Here is a 14,279-nt window from a genome sequence, read left to right on the forward strand (position 1 = left end):
CAGCAGGGTCAGCCCAGCTTGAACTCGCCGATGGCGTGTGCGAGCTTGCGCACGCCCTCTTCCACCTGCGCCAGCGACGAGGTGGCATACGACAGACGCAGCGTCGAGCGATCCGGGTCGACGGGGTAGAACGCCGCGCCTGGCACGAAGGCCACACCACGCTCGATGGCCACCTTGGCCACATCAGCGGCATTGCGGCCCGGCAAGGCGCACCACAGGAACATGCCGCCGCGCGGGCGATTGAAGGTCAGTTCGGTTTCAGGCAGCAGCGCACGCAGGCCGTTGGCCATGGCGTGGGCACGTTCGGCATAGGCGGCGCGCGTGCGCGGCAGCACGGTGTCCAGGCGATTGCTGCGCAGGTAGGCGGCGGCCGTGGCCTGCGCAAACGTGGAGGTGTGCGCATCGGCAAACTGCTTGACCATCACCGCATTGCCCAGCACCGGCTGGGAGGCGATCATCCAACCCACACGCAGGCCTGGGGCCACCACCTTCGACAGGCTGCCCAGGTAGATCACACGCCCTTGCGCGCCGTCGGTCTGCTGCGAGAGCGCATACAGCGACGGCGGCGGGGCTGCGTCGAAATACAGATCGCCGTAAGGGTCGTCTTCCACGATCAGCAGGTTGTGGCGCACGGCCACGTCCAACAGGCGCTTGCGGCGCTCCAGGCTCATCAGCGCGCCGCTCGGGTTGCCGAAGTTGGGGATCACGTAGAGGAACTTGGGGCGCGCGGTCGAAAGCACCTTTTCCAGCGCGTCAACGTCCAGGCCGTCGCCGTCGGTCGGCACGCCGGCCACCTTGGCGCCGTACAGCTTGAACGCTTGAATGGCCGCCAGGAAGGTGGGGGCTTCAGTCAGCACCGTATCGCCTTCGCCGATCAGCACCTTGCCCAGCAGATCCAGCCCCTGCTGCGAACCGGTGGTGACGAGGATGTCGGTGTTGGCGACGTTGGCGCTGCGTGCCTTCATCAGCGTGACGATGGCCTCGCGCAGCGGCTCGAAGCCTTCGGTGGCGCCATATTGCAGCGCGCGGGCGGCGTCGGTGGTGAGCGCGCTGTCGGCCGCGGCCTTCAGGCCTTCCACGTCAAACAGGGCCGAATCAGGAAAGCCGCCGGCAAACGAGATCAGGCCCGGCTTGCCGAGCACCTTGAACAGCTCACGGATGGCGGAGGTTTCAACGTTTTGCAGGCGGGGTGCCAGCAGCGATTGCAGGAATTCCATGGCGTGCGTGTCTCTGTAGTTCGAGTGCCCGCCACTTTACGTGATGTGCGCCCCGTGCGCATGCCAACACGGCGTCACAGCCGTGACTAGAATTCCGTCACCGAATCGGTAAAAAGGAGCCCCTGCATGGCCGTCCGACGCATCGTCCCCAATCTGCATGCCGCCGACCCGGCAAGCGCCCGCGCGTTTTATGCCGAACTGTTCGATCTGGAAGTGGTGATGGACCACGGCTGGATCCTCACCTTTGCCGATACGGCCAACACGATGACGCCGCAGGTCAGCATCGCCAGCGAAGGCGGAAACGGTACGCCGGTGCCGGCGCTGTCAGTGGAAGTGGACGATGTGGATGCGGTGCATGCGCGGGCCGTATCGCTGGGCCTGGAAATCGTCTATCCGCTTGTTGACGAGCCCTGGGGCGTGCGCCGCTTTTACGTGCGCGATCCATTCGGCAACGTGGTCAACATCCTGGCGCACCGTTGACAACACGGGCGGCAGAACAAAAACGCCCGCATGCCGAAGGGGCGATGCGGGCGCGCTTTGCCGGCTGACGTCTACCGGTGGTTGCCGTTGTGGGTGCGCTTGTCTTGGTGCGCGTTCGCGTCCTTATCCTTGTCGACAACCCGGGTGATACCGCCTGTGGCGGGCGGGTCACTGGCCGGAAAAGTATCTTCCACAGCCTTTTCTACCAGCTCCTCACGCTTGTGTGCGTGCGGATGCTTCTCTTTCTTGCCTTTCTCCATGGCGCCCTCCTGTTTCAAGCGTGGCTGACGACACGCAAGCGAATGGCGTGCCTGCGGGCGCTCAGTACTCTTCCCAGTACGGACGCGAGCCGTAGTACTCATGCACGGACTGGGCCCACGTCGGGTCAGCCATCGTGGGCCAGCTGTCCTTGTCGAAGCCGGGGGCAGCCTCCAAGCGGTCCTTGTTGGCGTCAAGCACGAAGCACTTGCGGTCAACGTCCAGTGACATGGCGCTCCACGGCACTGCAAAGAGCTTGTCGCCAATACCCAGGAAGCCGCCCACTGACATCACCGCGTAGGCGATCCGGCCACGCTGCACGTCGAGCATGATGTCGGTGATCTTGCCAAGGTCTTCTCCGTTGAGATTGACGACGCGATCGCCCTCCAGCGTATCGGCGGCCATCAACTCCGGGCCTGGGCCGGCCGAATCGGTATCGGCACGCCCAATGATGCGCATGCGTACACCCGCGGTGGTTCCTACACCGGTGCCAGTGGCGGTGCCCAGCGTGGTGCCGGTTGTCGTGGTTTGCATAGCAGTTACCTCCCATCAATCAGTTGACGTTCAGGATGATGTGCGGCGGCCACGCATCTGCGCGGCGTCTGTCGCACGCAATCACCTGTGTCAGCACGAAGCTTGCCTGCGGCACGTCGCCCGCAAAGGCGCGCGTGCGGCATGGCGCTTGCTCGACGGTCCGACGGATTCAAACAAGAACCCCTTACCGGAGAGCCCCATGAACAAGGCTGAAATTCCTGTGGCGCAACGCGCCGTGCTGTCGATGCTGCTGGACGATCACCGCGAGGTAAAAAAACTGTTCAAGACGTTCCAGCAGGAGAAAGACAAAGCCACCTGCGAGCAAATCGTGCGCGAAGCATGTGAAAAGTTGACCGTGCACACGCAGCTTGAAGAAGAAGTGTTCTACCCGTTCGTGCGTGACAACGGCGGCGAAGCGTTCAAGGATCTCGTAGACGAAGCCGTGGTGGAGCACGCCACCGCGAAGGACCTGATCAAGCAGTTGAGCGGCATGCACGCGGGCGACGATCTGTTCGCGGCCAAATTCACGGTGCTGGCCGAGTACGTTTCACACCACGTGGAGGAAGAAGAGACCGAACTCTTTCCCAAGCTGGTCCGTCAGCACGTCGACCTGACGCCGCTGCAGGAGCCCATGACCGCGCGAAAGGAAGCGCTGCTCGCCGAGACCACGAGCTGACGACCCACCACCTGATACTGGACAGAAACCATGCAAGCCACCGTCAGCGACTTCCTCGTCGCCCGCCTGTATGACTGGGGCGTGCGGCGCATCTTTGGCTACCCCGGGGACGGCATCAACGGCATGTTCGGTGCGCTGCAGCGGGCCGGCGGCAAGATCGAGTTCGTGCAGGTGCGGCATGAAGAAATGGCCGCCTTCATGGCCTCTGCACACGCCAAGTTCACGGGTGAGTTGGGCGTGTGCATGGCAACGTCCGGGCCGGGTGCCACGCACCTCATCACGGGGCTGTACGACGCGCGGCTCGACCACATGCCGGTGCTGGCGATTACCGGCCAGCAGGCGCGCACGGCGGTCGGCGGGCATTACCAGCAGGAGGTGGATCTGGCGGCGATGTTCCGCGACGTGGCGGGCGCGTTCGTCCACCAGGCCAGCATGCCGGCGCAGGTGCGGCATCTGCTGGACCGCGCGGTGCGCATCGCCATCGGGCAACGCCGGGTGACGGCGCTCGTGCTGCCGAACGATCTGCAGGAAATGCCCTACACCGAACCGCCGCGGGCGCACGGCACGGTGCACTCGGGCGTGGGCTACAGCGCGCCGAGCGTGATCCCGCAAGCCGCCGATCTGGAACGCGCGGCGGACATCCTCAACAGCGGCCGGCGGGTGGCGATGCTCGTAGGCGCGGGCGCACTCGGGGCCAGTGCAGAAGTGGCAGCGGTGGCGGAAACGCTGGGCGCGGGCGTTGCCAAGGCGCTGCTTGGCAAGGCCGTCCTGCCCGACGAATTGCCCTATGTGACAGGCGCCATCGGGCTGCTGGGCACCGAGCCAAGCTGGGAGCTGATGAACCATTGCGACACGCTGCTGATGATCGGCTCCGGCTTTCCTTATGCGGAGTTCCTGCCCAAGGAAGGCCAGGCGCGCGGTGTGCAGATCGACCTGGACCCCGGCATGCTCGGGCTGCGGTATCCGATGGAAGTCAATCTCGTGGGCGACAGCGCACAGACGCTGCGAGCACTGCTGCCGCTGCTCCAGCGCAAGACCGATCGCTATTGGCCCGAACGCATTGCCCGCTGGAATGAAAGCTGGTGGAAGACGCTGGAAGACCGCGCGCTGCAACCGGCCTACCCCGTCAACCCGCAGCGCGTGTTCTGGGAACTGTCACCCAAGCTGCCGGACAACGTGATCGTCACCAGCGATTCCGGCACGTGTGCCAACTGGTATGCGCGCGATCTCAAGTTCAAGCCCGGCATGATGGGCTCGCTGTCGGGCGGGCTGGCATCGATGGGGGCAGCCGTGCCGTATGCAATTGCCGCCAAGTTTGCGCACCCGGAGAGACCCGTCATTGCATTCGTGGGCGACGGCGCCATGCAGATGAACAACATGGCCGAACTCATCACCGTGTCGAAATATTGGAAGCGCTGGAAGTCTCCCAAGTGGATCTGCATGGTGCTCAACAACCAGGACTTGAACGAAGTCACCTGGGAGCAGCGCGTGATGGAAGGCGACCCGAAGTTCCCGGCCTCACAGGACATCCCTGACGTGCCGTATCACCGCTTTGCCGAGTTGATCGGCATGAAGGGCATCTACGTGGACAACCCCGACGAACTGGCCGGCGCGTGGGACGAAGCACTCAACGCAGACCGGCCCGTGGTGCTGGAAGTGAAGACCGACCCCGATGTGCCGCCGCTGCCGCCGCACGTCACGCTGCAGCAGGCACGCAACTTTGCGACGGCACTGGCTTATGGCGACCCGGATGCGAGCGGCGTGCTGCGCGGGACGGCGCGACAGGTGTTGTCGGCGTTGTTTCCGGTGCATAAGGAGAAGGAGTGACACGGAAAGTGGAGGTCGCGCGGTCAGGCCACCTCGACGTGGACGACGCCTGATTCCAGCGGGCGCACCGCCACCTCCACCGGCAGGAACTTCTCGATCACGCCGATGTTGGTCAGCAGATGCGATGACGCCGTGACCACCGTGAAACTGCCCGCACCTGCAAGGGCTAGCGGCAGCACAAGCTGATCGGCGAGGTATTCGTCCACCGCTGCGGTGCTTTGCAGATAGCGCTGCGCGGCACCGGCGACTTCCTTGCCGATTGTCTCCGCCGTCACGCCACGCTCGCCAAAGCCCGTAAAGACCTCGGTCACGTGCTCGTATTCGATATCGAGGACCAATGCGTTGCCGGGGCCTTCAGCATTGCCGAGATCGCGCACGGTGCCCTCAATGCCCGGAACGAGACGACTCAACGTGTCCAACTCGCGCCGCGCCACGCTGCCGCGCACCCCGGCAACAATGCCTTCCGCACGCAGCGCCCGCAGGGCGCCACGCTCGGTCAGATGCAGCGCAGTCAGCGTGCCGGCGCATGGTGCTGCCGTCGCGATCACCTCGCCGCCGCCAGCGGGGTAGAAGCCGTGACGCAGGAGCGCAAGCGTCTGCGTCACGCCCATGCGCGCCACCAGCGGCAGCCATGCCCGGATCAGGAAATCGACCGGTGGCGCAGCGCGGTTGTGCGTGCCGCCACTGACCGTCACGGTACTCGGCGCATCGGCAAACCAAAGCGCGGGCAGGATGGTCTGCAGCACCAGCGTGCAGCTGCCGGCCGTACCGATTGCAAATCGGTAATCGCCGCCGCGAATCTTGCCCGGCGCAAACCGCAACGTCTGCGATCCTGCTTCTGCGCCCTCCACGGTCGCGCCGCTGATCTGCATGGCGGCCTGCACAGCCGTCAGATGCTGGCGCAGCAAACCCGGCTTGGAACGCTTGGCGCGAATGTTCGTGATCTCGAACGGCGTGCCGGTCAGCATGGACAGCGTGAGCGCCGTGCGCAGGATCTGGCCGCCCCCTTCACCCTGTGCGCCGTCGAGTTCGATGCAGTCTGCGGGTCGCGCTTGCCGTGCTTGTTGTAATTGGGTGTTCATGGTTTGTTCTTTTGTTGCTTTGCGCACCCCGCAACGGAATGCGCGTCAGGTTGTACAGGGTGCGCGCGCCAGCACGGTGTCATGAAGAAACTCATCCAGCGCAGCCGGGTCGCCAGTAGCCTGACGGAAATCGCTAGGCACATCTTCCTGCGCCAGCGCCTCTTCAATGAAGGCATGGATACGCGGAAAGCGTGCACCGTATTCCGCTTCGCCAGATTCCATCTTGATCGCCAGCAGTTGGTTGATCTCGTCTCGCAACGCGGCATCTCTGACCATTGTGTCGGCCAGATCGGCAAAGCGCATCGGCGGGATGCCCCGCCCTTCGTCGATCCACTGTGCTGCGAGCAGCGGGCGCAGCACGTACAGGTACTTCTTCATGCGCACAGTCTCGCCCTGCAGATAGCCGCGAAAGTTCTTCGCCGCCATCGACACGTAATGCCAGCGCCCCTTGCGCTCGGAGAAGAACGTGGGCGCCAGTGTGCGCATGCGCGCGGCCAGCACTGTGTCCTGTCGATACACAACCGGGGACGCGAGCCACTCCAGCAGCGTCGGGTTGGAGCGGTGCATGAGCTGCAGCGCCTTGCGCAGCTCCCAGCCCGAGATGTCGAGTTCATCACTGATCGGCAATTCGATCACGTCGCGCTGCGGCTCGACGCGCAGATACCACTCCGGCTGATGCACGTAGACGAAGCGCACGTCGTAGTCGCTGTCGGGCGAGGCAAAACCCCAGCCACGGCTGCCGGATTCGCACGCGAAAAGCACGCGCACATCATGCTGCTGCTCGATGTGCGTCAGCTCCGTCAGCACGCGTTCGCGAATGGCGTCAGAGACGGGGTGGGAGTAGAGGAAAGTCATAGCGATTCGTGGTTCTTGTCTTAATCGGTCGTGCTTGCTGCCAGCACACACAGCGTGCGGCATCGCGGGTTGTAAGCGGTCAGGCACCAGATGCCCCACCATTCCTTTCCCGCATCAAAGTAGTCACTCCACGCGCTGCGCTCGGGCGCTTCGTCAGGGTTGCCTACCCAGTCGGCCACGTCGAGTTCGTCATCCGGTAGAAGGCACAGCATCACGAGCCAATCCCGGAAGTCTTTCGCGCCGAGCTTCGCCCCATAAGGCGGATCAAGGAAAGCGCGTTCCAACACCCCGCCTTCTTCCATCAGCGCCCGAACTTCAGACGCGCCGAGGCTCCTTGGGCAAGCGCGGTCCAGATCGACGTCTTGGGCCGGCCATTCGAGTTGCGCGAACAAGCCGGCAAGCGCCTGGCGGTGAATCTTTATGCCTGGCGCATCCGGCCCCTCAACGCGATACAGCACGAAGTCGAAGACGCAGCCGGCTTGCGCCAAGTGCTGGCGCATCGCTTCAAGCTCTGGACCCTCAACACGCGTCAGCATGCTCCATCCTCCTAACCCTTCACACACACCACCTGGCGCAGCGTGTGGACGATCTCCACCAGATCCGCCTGCGCGGCCATCACGTGGTCGATGTCCTTGTAGGCCATCGGGATCTCGTCGATCACGTCGGCGTCCTTGCGGCATTCCACGTGGGCCGTGGCGCGGATCTGGTCATCGACCGTGAAGCGCTTCTTGGCCTGCGTGCGGCTCATGGTGCGGCCTGCGCCGTGGCTGCACGAACAGAACGCCTCTTCGTTACCGAGCCCGCGCACGATGAAGCTCTTTGCGCCCATCGAACCCGGGATGATGCCGAGCTGCCCCTTCTGTGCCGACACCGCGCCCTTGCGCGTCACCAGCACCTCGCGGCCGAAGTGGGTTTCACGCTGCACATAGTTGTGGTGACAGTTCACCGCTTCCACGTCGGCCGCAAACGGCTTGGTGATGACCTTGCGCGCTGCCGCAATCACGTTCTGCATCATCGTGGCGCGGTTGCGGCGCGCGTAGTCCTGCGCCCAACCGACGGCTTCAACGTAATCGTCAAAGTGCTGGCTACCTTCTTCGAAGTACGCCAGGTCGCGGTCCGGCAGGTTGGCGATGTGCTGGCGCATATCGGCCTGTGCCAGTTCAATGAACAGGTTGCCGATCGCGTTACCCACGCCGCGCGAACCGGAATGCAGCATGAACCAGACGCGCTGCGCCTCGTCCAGGCAGACCTCGATGAAGTGGTTACCTGTACCCAGCGTTCCCAGGTGCTTGTAGTTGTTGGTGTTCTTCAACTTCGGGTACTTGTCGGTGATGCGCTTGAAACCATCGGCCAGTTCACCCCACATGGCGTCGACGGTTTCCGGCGGCGTGTTCCAAGCCCCCTTGTCGCGCGGGCCCGGCGTACGGCCGTGCGGCACCGCCGCTTCAATGGCGCTGCGCAGGCCATGCAGGTTGTCCGGCAAATCAGCCGCCGTGAGCGTCGTACGCGCGGCTATCATGCCGCAGCCGATATCCACACCCACGGCGGCCGGAATGATCGCGCCCTCGGTCGGGATCACGCTCCCGATGGTCGAACCCTTACCCAAATGCACGTCCGGCATCACCGCCAGGTGCTTGAAGATGAACGGCATCTTGGCCGTGTTCATCAACTGCTTGCGGGCATCGTCTTCCACCGGCACGCCGTTGGTCCACAGCTTGATGTCGGCGCCGTTGTCGACGTGGAGGGTGTTGTAGTTGCTCATGATGCGTTGCTTCCTTTGTTGTTGTCGTTGTTCTTCTTGCTGACCATACGGCCGCCGCGTCGCGCCACTCGGCACGGTTTGCAGCGGATGGCGATCGAGTCGATATAGCCCTTGGCGGTTTCATACCACCATTTCTGCTGTGCAGCGGTCCAGACCTCGTGCTTTCCGCAATCGACACAGGCGTACCACTGATCGACGTAGTAACCGTGTTGTGCGAAGCGGGGCAGCCCGGATCCCCAACTGTTGTGCGGCGCCAGTTGCGACACATCCACCGGCAAGCTGCCTCGCGGTGGAGGCGGAGGTGGAGGTGACACCGGCGCTGGTGCCCGCAGGCAGGCAATCTTTGCCTGTTCTCGCCGCTCGTGGCGCCGCGCCATGATGGCGGCGCGCTTCTGTTTACCGCTGATCATGCTGCGCTCCTGCTGAGTTGGACACATTCTCTAGTGCAATGGGTATGCCAGGTCACTTCCCATGGAGCGACCAACTTCGCAACCCCTTGATTTCATTGGATTTACAAGCATCCAACGCAGATGTAGGCACGCTAAACTTCCCGAAATATCGATCTATCGATATATTGGTTTATCTTTCTAGATAAACACGCGGGATGCGCAAAAACGTCGCCATCGGTTTCGTCGGTACCACGCTCGACTACGTGGGCAAGGGCGCGCAGCGCTGGGAACGGTGGCGACCGACCGTCGGCCTGTGCCAGCAGGACGACCTCGTCATCCACCGCCTGGAGCTGCTGCACGACGCCCGCAGCCGCGGCCTGTTCGAACGGCTGCGCGCGGACATCGCCTCCGTATCGCCCGAGACCGAGGTGCGCAGCGTGGAAGTCACGCTGCGCGACCCGTGGGACTTTGAAGAGGTCTACAGCACGCTGCACGACTTCACCCGCAGCTATGCCTTCGACACCGAGGCCGAGGACTACCTCATCCACATCACCACCGGCACGCACGTTGCGCAGATCTGCTGGTTCCTGCTGGCCGAGGCGCGGTATCTGCCGGCTCAGTTGATCCAGACCGCGCCGCCGCGCAAGAAGGAACTCGGCAACACGTCCGGCAGCTACAGCGTCATCGACCTGGACCTCTCGCGCTACGACAAGATCGCCACGCGTTTTGCGCGCGAGCGCGAAGACACGGTATCGCTGCTGAAGTCCGGCATTGCCACGCGTAACCCGGCGTTCAACCGGATGATCGAGCAGATCGAGCGCGTGGCTTCGCGTTCCAAGTCGCCGATGCTGCTGTTCGGGCCGACAGGCGCCGGCAAGTCGTTCCTCGCGCGCCGGGTGTACGAGATGAAGAAAGCGCGGCACCAGCTGGCAGGCCGTTTTGTCGAAGTGAACTGCGCCACGCTGCGCGGCGACAGCGCCATGTCGGCGCTCTTCGGCCACGTGAAAGGCGCCTTCACCGGCGCACAGACCGAGCGCGCGGGCCTGCTGCGCAGCGCGGACGGCGGTCTGCTGTTTCTCGATGAGATCGGAGAACTTGGCCTGGACGAACAAGCCATGCTGCTCAAGGCCATCGAAGAGAAGCGCTTCCTGCCGTTCGGCAGCGACCGCGAAGTCGAAAGCGATTTTCAGCTCATCGCCGGCACCGTGCGCGACCTGCGGCAATGGGTGGCCGAGGGCCGCTTTCGCGAAGACTTATACGCGCGGATCAATCTGTGGACGTTCGACCTGCCCGGTCTTGCCGATCGCCCTGAAGATCTGGAACCGAACCTCGATTTCGAACTGGCCCGCTTTGCCCGCGAGCACGGCGAGCAGGTGCGCTTCCATACCGAAGCGCGTCGCATCTACCTGAAGTTCGTCACCTCGCCGCAGGCACGCTGGACGGGGAACTTCCGCGAGCTGTCGGCCAGCGTCACGCGCCTGGCAACGCTGGCCGAGGGCGGGCGTATCACGGAGGCCGATGTCACGGATGAAGTCGCCCGGCTGCAACATACGTGGGCCGAACCTGATTCGGCGGGCAAAGGAGACTCCCTCGCTGGCCTGATCGGCGATGACGTTGCGTCGATCGATCTTTTCGACCGCATGCAACTGGAGAACGTGATTGCCGTGTGCCGCGAATCGGCATCGCTGTCGGACGCCGGGCGCCGGCTCTTCGACGTGTCACGCACCGAGAAGGCCAAGGTGAACGATGCCGACCGGCTGCGCAAGTACCTCGCACGGTTCGGACTCGATTGGGCGACCGTGCGCGCGGGCTAAGCGCTCGGCAAGATGCCTTCCCTCCTTCGCATTGCGCCCGCAACTACAAGCGCAACCATCCGGTTGGACGCGCCAGACAGAAAACCCCGCCCTGCCCACATCAAGCCGCAGGCGTGCCGTGGAGGTCTGCGCTGCAGTTCGGGTGATCGTCGTTGTGGTCGTGCTCACGCAGTGCGCCCGGTATGCCGGTACCAGCCAGGCCATCGGCCGCCAGCCATGCCGCGGTGGCGGCAGCGGCGCGGTCGATGAGTTCTCCGCAGCGGGCGTAGTCGTAGGGCGACACATCGAGGGGGCACAGCGGTGGCACCACGGCAATGGGCACCTGCCCGGCCCAGCGCTCCAGGTCTTGCACAAGCTGACGCGCAACCAGCAGTGACAAGGCGTTCAGCGCGTGCTCGATGGCGCTTCGCGGGGCGCGACGGTCGGCACAGGCAAACCCCGCTGGCAATACGACGACACGTGTGGCGCCCAGCCGGATGGCGGCGGAGATTGGCGTGTTGTTGGCGACGCCCCCGTCGATCAACAGGCGATCACCAATGCGCACCGGCGGAAACACGCCCGGAATGGCGGCGCTGGCGAGCACCGCTGGCACGATGGCGCCGGAAGACAGCACCACCTCGGCGCCAGTTTGCATGTCGGTGGCCACAACGTGAAGGGGGAGCGTGGCCGCCTCCAGCAGGGTCTGCCCGAAATGCCGCGTCAGCAGGCGCTGCAGGCCGGATGCATCGACTAGGTGCTCCCGTTGCCCGCCCAGGAGCCCGAGCATGCTGAACATCGCCCTCCAGGACCACGGCATCACGTCGGCGCGCCGCACACCGCGCCACAGCGCCTCGAGCTGGGCCGTGCCCGCCGCGTGCGGATTGCACGCAAAAAAGGCTGCGTTGATGGCACCCGCCGAGGCGCCCACCACCATGTCCGGGACCACGCCGGAGGCCACCAGCTCGCGCAGCATGCCGGCCTCGATGGCCCCAAGACTGCCGCCGCCAGCAAAGACAAACGCCGTTCGTTCCACTCTGTCCATGATCAATGCCGCGTTGCAGCAAGAAGTCCCAACTGGTCAATCAAGGGACGACTGGAACTAGAGTAGGCCTGCTCCGCCGTTGCGGCTAGTCGGCCGATCAGCGGCGATCAGCGGGCTTGCCGCGCGGCGTCGGCCAGGGGCTTCCAGTGCAGAAAACCGAACAGCAACGTCAGCAACACGCTGTCGAGCAACGGGCCCTTGTGCAGCGACACCTTCCGGAAGCAAAACACCACCTCCAACGCATGCACCGCCAGCAACACCAAGGCCGCAATGCGCAACCAGCCGATGGCATCGGCGGACAGCGGCAGCGGCGTGGCATAGCTGGCCAGCGCAACGCCATACACGGCGAGCAGGGCGAGCTTGCAGAGGACAGTGAACATGCAGGTCTCCAAAGAGTCGGTGATTGAGTTGCCATGCAGCATACCGGCCACCCCGATCACGCCAGCCGCTTCAAACACCTGGATAGACGCCGCCCTCCACCCGGCCATGTCGGCAGCGAGGCATCTGTCAGCCTGCCGCCGGGCCGAACCACCGCTGCAACGCTTCCTGCAGCCCTTGCGCCGTTCCGTCACCGACCCACGCCACATGGCCGTCGGGCCGGATCAGCACCGCTGCGGGTGCGGGCACCGTGCCGATTACCGGCAGCGACCAGGTTCCTGCATAGCGGACATCGACACGTCGCACGCGATCACCCCATGGCGCAATGTCGAATGCCTCATTCGGGCCGAAGTTGAGCAGCACCGCGCGGGCCTCGTGCAGCAAGTGGAAAACGCGCACCGGGCCATCAGCGGTGTCCAGGTCAAGATCGGGCATACGGCGGCCGAGCAGCGGATGGCCATCGCCCATGTCGTAGTGAACGTCGAGCGCGGAGATCATCCCGACGAGCCGCCTGCGTGGTTCGTCCATGCGAAACAGCTCGGACGTAATCTCGCTGAGCGCCTTGGAACGCTCGTCCTGGCGGAGCAACACCACCTGCGCGAGCGTATTGCGCAACGTGCGGGCGGCAACGGGATGGCGCTCCGCGTGGTAGCTGTCGAGCAGGCTTTCGGGCGCCGTCCGTTTGATGACCGCAGCCAGCTTCCACCCGAGATTCACGGCATCCTGCATGCCCATGTTCAGGCCCTGGCCGCCCATGGGCGGATGCACGTGCGCGGCGTCGCCTGCCAGCAGCACACGTTTATCGCGGTAGGCCACGGCCTGGCGGGCCATATCGGAAAAGCGCGAAATCCAGTTCGGGCGATGCGCGCCAAAGTCGGTGCCATAGACGGCGATCAGCGCCTCGCTCAGGTCTGCCAGCGTGGGCGCGTTGTCGGTGCCGAGTTGCCGCTCCGTCAGCACCACGCGCACACATTTTCCATCTTCCATGGGCGCGACGGCGTGCCTGCCGATGGCGTCGTATTTGAAGCCAAAGGGCGGAGGCGTCTGCGTGGTGTGCACCTCGGCGATCAGCCAACTCGTCGTTGCGTCCCAGCCGGCAAACTCAATGCCGGCCGCCTTGCGAACAGCGCTGCGTCCGCCGTCGCATCCAACGAGGTATTGCGCCCGCAGCACCCCGCCGTCGGACAGCGTGACGTCGACCCCGGTGTCATCCTGCAAGAAGCCGGCCACCTCGCGCTCGCGATAGAACGGCACGCCAAGCTCGCCGACCCACTGCGCGAGGAGGCGCTCGGTGTGGTGCTGCCACAGGCCGAGCACGTAGTTGTGCCGGGTGGGGAAGTCGCTGATGTCCAGCGGGTTCTCGCCGAAATGCACAACGGGATAGGTCTTGCCCTGCGAGACAAATCGCTCGGCCACACCGCGCTGGTCGAGCACCTCGATGGAGCGCGCGTGCAGCCCGAGTGCGCGCACGCCAACCACATCTTGATTGGCACGGCGCTCGACAATAGCGACGTCAATGCCGGCCAGCGCCAGTTCAGCCGCCAGCATGAGCCCCGTGGGTCCGCCGCCGGCAATCACCACCGCATGCGCGCTCATTTCGCACCTCCTGTCGGCGCCACCACGGCACGGCCCCGTGCTCCGAACGTCGAAAACATCACACGCATGTCTCACCCTCCTTTCGGTCGGTTTCAAGATGGGTGGCGATGCTACTGCGGCCGCCGGGGCTTCCCGCAAGCCCCAGGGGCCGCGGTATACTTGAGGCAACGGTGGAGCGAATGCTTGTCTGGCGAAGCGCACACCACGAAAAAAGGCCGTCCCGAAGGACGGCCTTTTCTAGCGGTTTGAAATAGTTGTTGCGCCGCGCTCTCTTAGTTGTTGCGCCGGAGGCCGCAAATGTAGTCCGGGCGTGGTTTTCAAAAAATCCTCACGCACGAAAGCGAGGCCCAGAAAGTCCGGAATCGTGCGGGCTCCAGCGCTGCCTCCTGG

15 protein-coding genes are annotated in these 14,279 nt (G+C 64.3%); 4 read left to right on the plus strand and 11 right to left on the minus strand.

Translation table 11 applies throughout. From position 1 onward, the window contains the following. Positions 1-8: 8 nt before the first annotated feature. The gene (locus ACEN9T_RS23985; RefSeq protein ID WP_413707245.1) at positions 9-1,217 is read right to left on the minus strand and encodes a PLP-dependent aminotransferase family protein; all 1,209 of its coding nucleotides are present in this window, start codon (positions 1,215-1,217) and stop codon (positions 9-11) included. A 126-nt stretch (positions 1,218-1,343) separates the two neighbouring features. Here ACEN9T_RS23985 and ACEN9T_RS23990 point away from each other — a divergent pair, with 126 nt between their 5' ends. Beyond that, positions 1,344-1,697 carry a glyoxalase superfamily protein gene (locus ACEN9T_RS23990; RefSeq protein WP_413707246.1) on the plus strand — a complete coding sequence of 118 codons (354 nt, stop codon included), beginning with the start codon at positions 1,344-1,346 and terminating at the stop codon, positions 1,695-1,697. A 71-nt stretch (positions 1,698-1,768) separates the two neighbouring features. On the opposite strand, the gene ACEN9T_RS23995 is transcribed toward ACEN9T_RS23990, so the two are convergent. Further along, on the minus strand, positions 1,769-1,957 hold the full coding sequence (locus tag ACEN9T_RS23995) for a hypothetical protein (protein WP_092974437.1): 189 nt from the start codon (positions 1,955-1,957) through the stop codon (positions 1,769-1,771). A gap of 61 nt (positions 1,958-2,018) precedes the next feature. After that, positions 2,019-2,489 (minus strand): PRC-barrel domain-containing protein, encoded by a 471-nt coding sequence (locus ACEN9T_RS24000; protein ID WP_092974434.1) that lies wholly within the window; start codon positions 2,487-2,489, stop codon positions 2,019-2,021. Positions 2,490-2,688: 199 nt separating this feature from the next. Between ACEN9T_RS24000 and ACEN9T_RS24005 the strand changes: the two genes are divergently transcribed. Next, the gene (locus tag ACEN9T_RS24005) at positions 2,689-3,165 is read left to right on the plus strand and encodes a hemerythrin domain-containing protein (protein ID WP_092974431.1); all 477 of its coding nucleotides are present in this window, start codon (positions 2,689-2,691) and stop codon (positions 3,163-3,165) included. A 30-nt stretch (positions 3,166-3,195) separates the two neighbouring features. Further along, the gene (locus tag ACEN9T_RS24010; protein ID WP_413707247.1) at positions 3,196-4,992 is read left to right on the plus strand and encodes a thiamine pyrophosphate-requiring protein; all 1,797 of its coding nucleotides are present in this window, start codon (positions 3,196-3,198) and stop codon (positions 4,990-4,992) included. A 23-nt stretch (positions 4,993-5,015) separates the two neighbouring features. Here the strand turns inward: ACEN9T_RS24010 and rtcA are convergent, their stop codons facing one another. From rtcA to ACEN9T_RS24035, 5 genes are read right to left on the minus strand one after another with little or no spacing between them, the layout of a single operon-like run. Then, complete coding sequence (gene rtcA, locus ACEN9T_RS24015) at positions 5,016-6,074, minus strand: RNA 3'-terminal phosphate cyclase (protein ID WP_413707248.1); 1,059 nt, start codon at positions 6,072-6,074, stop codon at positions 5,016-5,018. Positions 6,075-6,119: 45 nt separating this feature from the next. Beyond that, entirely contained in the window at positions 6,120-6,929 is an 810-nt protein-coding gene (locus tag ACEN9T_RS24020; protein ID WP_413707249.1) for a nucleotidyltransferase domain-containing protein, read from the minus strand. A 20-nt stretch (positions 6,930-6,949) separates the two neighbouring features. Then, positions 6,950-7,465, minus strand: a complete 516-nt coding sequence (locus tag ACEN9T_RS24025) for a hypothetical protein (protein WP_413707250.1) — start codon at positions 7,463-7,465, stop codon at positions 6,950-6,952. Between the two features lie 11 nt (positions 7,466-7,476). Beyond that, positions 7,477-8,691, minus strand: coding sequence for an RtcB family protein (locus tag ACEN9T_RS24030; protein WP_413707251.1), 1,215 nt, complete (start codon positions 8,689-8,691; stop codon positions 7,477-7,479). Beyond that, positions 8,688-9,101: a zinc-ribbon domain-containing protein gene (locus ACEN9T_RS24035; RefSeq protein ID WP_413707252.1), complete on the minus strand. Its 414-nt coding sequence runs from the start codon at positions 9,099-9,101 to the stop codon at positions 8,688-8,690. The genes ACEN9T_RS24030 and ACEN9T_RS24035 overlap by 4 nt, the downstream gene beginning before the upstream one ends. Before the next feature lie 194 nt (positions 9,102-9,295). Between ACEN9T_RS24035 and rtcR the strand changes: the two genes are divergently transcribed. After that, a complete protein-coding gene (gene rtcR / locus ACEN9T_RS24040) occupies positions 9,296-10,894 on the plus strand; it encodes an RNA repair transcriptional activator RtcR (protein ID WP_413707253.1) in 1,599 nt (532 codons plus the stop codon). Positions 10,895-10,994: 100 nt separating this feature from the next. On the opposite strand, the gene ACEN9T_RS24045 is transcribed toward rtcR, so the two are convergent. The 3 genes from ACEN9T_RS24045 to ACEN9T_RS24055 all read right to left on the minus strand — a co-directional run bounded on the left by ACEN9T_RS24045 (position 10,995) and on the right by ACEN9T_RS24055 (position 13,889). Further along, on the minus strand, positions 10,995-11,915 hold the full coding sequence (locus ACEN9T_RS24045; protein WP_413707254.1) for a patatin-like phospholipase family protein: 921 nt from the start codon (positions 11,913-11,915) through the stop codon (positions 10,995-10,997). A 107-nt stretch (positions 11,916-12,022) separates the two neighbouring features. Continuing rightward, a complete protein-coding gene (locus ACEN9T_RS24050) occupies positions 12,023-12,295 on the minus strand; it encodes a DUF1145 domain-containing protein (protein ID WP_413707255.1) in 273 nt (90 codons plus the stop codon). 127 nt (positions 12,296-12,422) lie between these two features. Next, the gene (locus ACEN9T_RS24055) at positions 12,423-13,889 is read right to left on the minus strand and encodes an FAD-dependent monooxygenase (protein ID WP_413707256.1); all 1,467 of its coding nucleotides are present in this window, start codon (positions 13,887-13,889) and stop codon (positions 12,423-12,425) included. Between the last annotated feature and the right edge of the window lie 390 nt (positions 13,890-14,279).

It is taken from the genome of Ralstonia sp. Ralssp110, assembly GCF_047325135.1.
Classification (GTDB): Bacteria; Pseudomonadota; Gammaproteobacteria; order Burkholderiales; family Burkholderiaceae; genus Ralstonia; species Ralstonia mojiangensis.

Bases quoted from the DNA above. Each gene is read 5' to 3' on its own strand.
- ACEN9T_RS23985 (WP_413707245.1), bottom strand. From the start codon at position 1,217: ATGGAATTCCTGCAATCGCTGCTGGCACCCCGCCTGCAAAACGTTGAA.
- ACEN9T_RS23990 (WP_413707246.1), top strand. From the start codon at position 1,344: ATGGCCGTCCGACGCATCGTCCCCAATCTGCATGCCGCCGACCCGGCA.
- ACEN9T_RS23995 (WP_092974437.1), bottom strand. From the start codon at position 1,957: ATGGAGAAAGGCAAGAAAGAGAAGCATCCGCACGCACACAAGCGTGAG.
- ACEN9T_RS24000 (WP_092974434.1), bottom strand. From the start codon at position 2,489: ATGCAAACCACGACAACCGGCACCACGCTGGGCACCGCCACTGGCACC.
- ACEN9T_RS24005 (WP_092974431.1), top strand. From the start codon at position 2,689: ATGAACAAGGCTGAAATTCCTGTGGCGCAACGCGCCGTGCTGTCGATG.
- ACEN9T_RS24010 (WP_413707247.1), top strand. From the start codon at position 3,196: ATGCAAGCCACCGTCAGCGACTTCCTCGTCGCCCGCCTGTATGACTGG.
- rtcA (WP_413707248.1), bottom strand. From the start codon at position 6,074: ATGAACACCCAATTACAACAAGCACGGCAAGCGCGACCCGCAGACTGC.
- ACEN9T_RS24020 (WP_413707249.1), bottom strand. From the start codon at position 6,929: ATGACTTTCCTCTACTCCCACCCCGTCTCTGACGCCATTCGCGAACGC.
- ACEN9T_RS24025 (WP_413707250.1), bottom strand. From the start codon at position 7,465: ATGCTGACGCGTGTTGAGGGTCCAGAGCTTGAAGCGATGCGCCAGCAC.
- ACEN9T_RS24030 (WP_413707251.1), bottom strand. From the start codon at position 8,691: ATGAGCAACTACAACACCCTCCACGTCGACAACGGCGCCGACATCAAG.
- ACEN9T_RS24035 (WP_413707252.1), bottom strand. From the start codon at position 9,101: ATGATCAGCGGTAAACAGAAGCGCGCCGCCATCATGGCGCGGCGCCAC.
- rtcR (WP_413707253.1), top strand. From the start codon at position 9,296: ATGCGCAAAAACGTCGCCATCGGTTTCGTCGGTACCACGCTCGACTAC.
- ACEN9T_RS24045 (WP_413707254.1), bottom strand. From the start codon at position 11,915: ATGGACAGAGTGGAACGAACGGCGTTTGTCTTTGCTGGCGGCGGCAGT.
- ACEN9T_RS24050 (WP_413707255.1), bottom strand. From the start codon at position 12,295: ATGTTCACTGTCCTCTGCAAGCTCGCCCTGCTCGCCGTGTATGGCGTT.
- ACEN9T_RS24055 (WP_413707256.1), bottom strand. From the start codon at position 13,889: ATGAGCGCGCATGCGGTGGTGATTGCCGGCGGCGGACCCACGGGGCTC.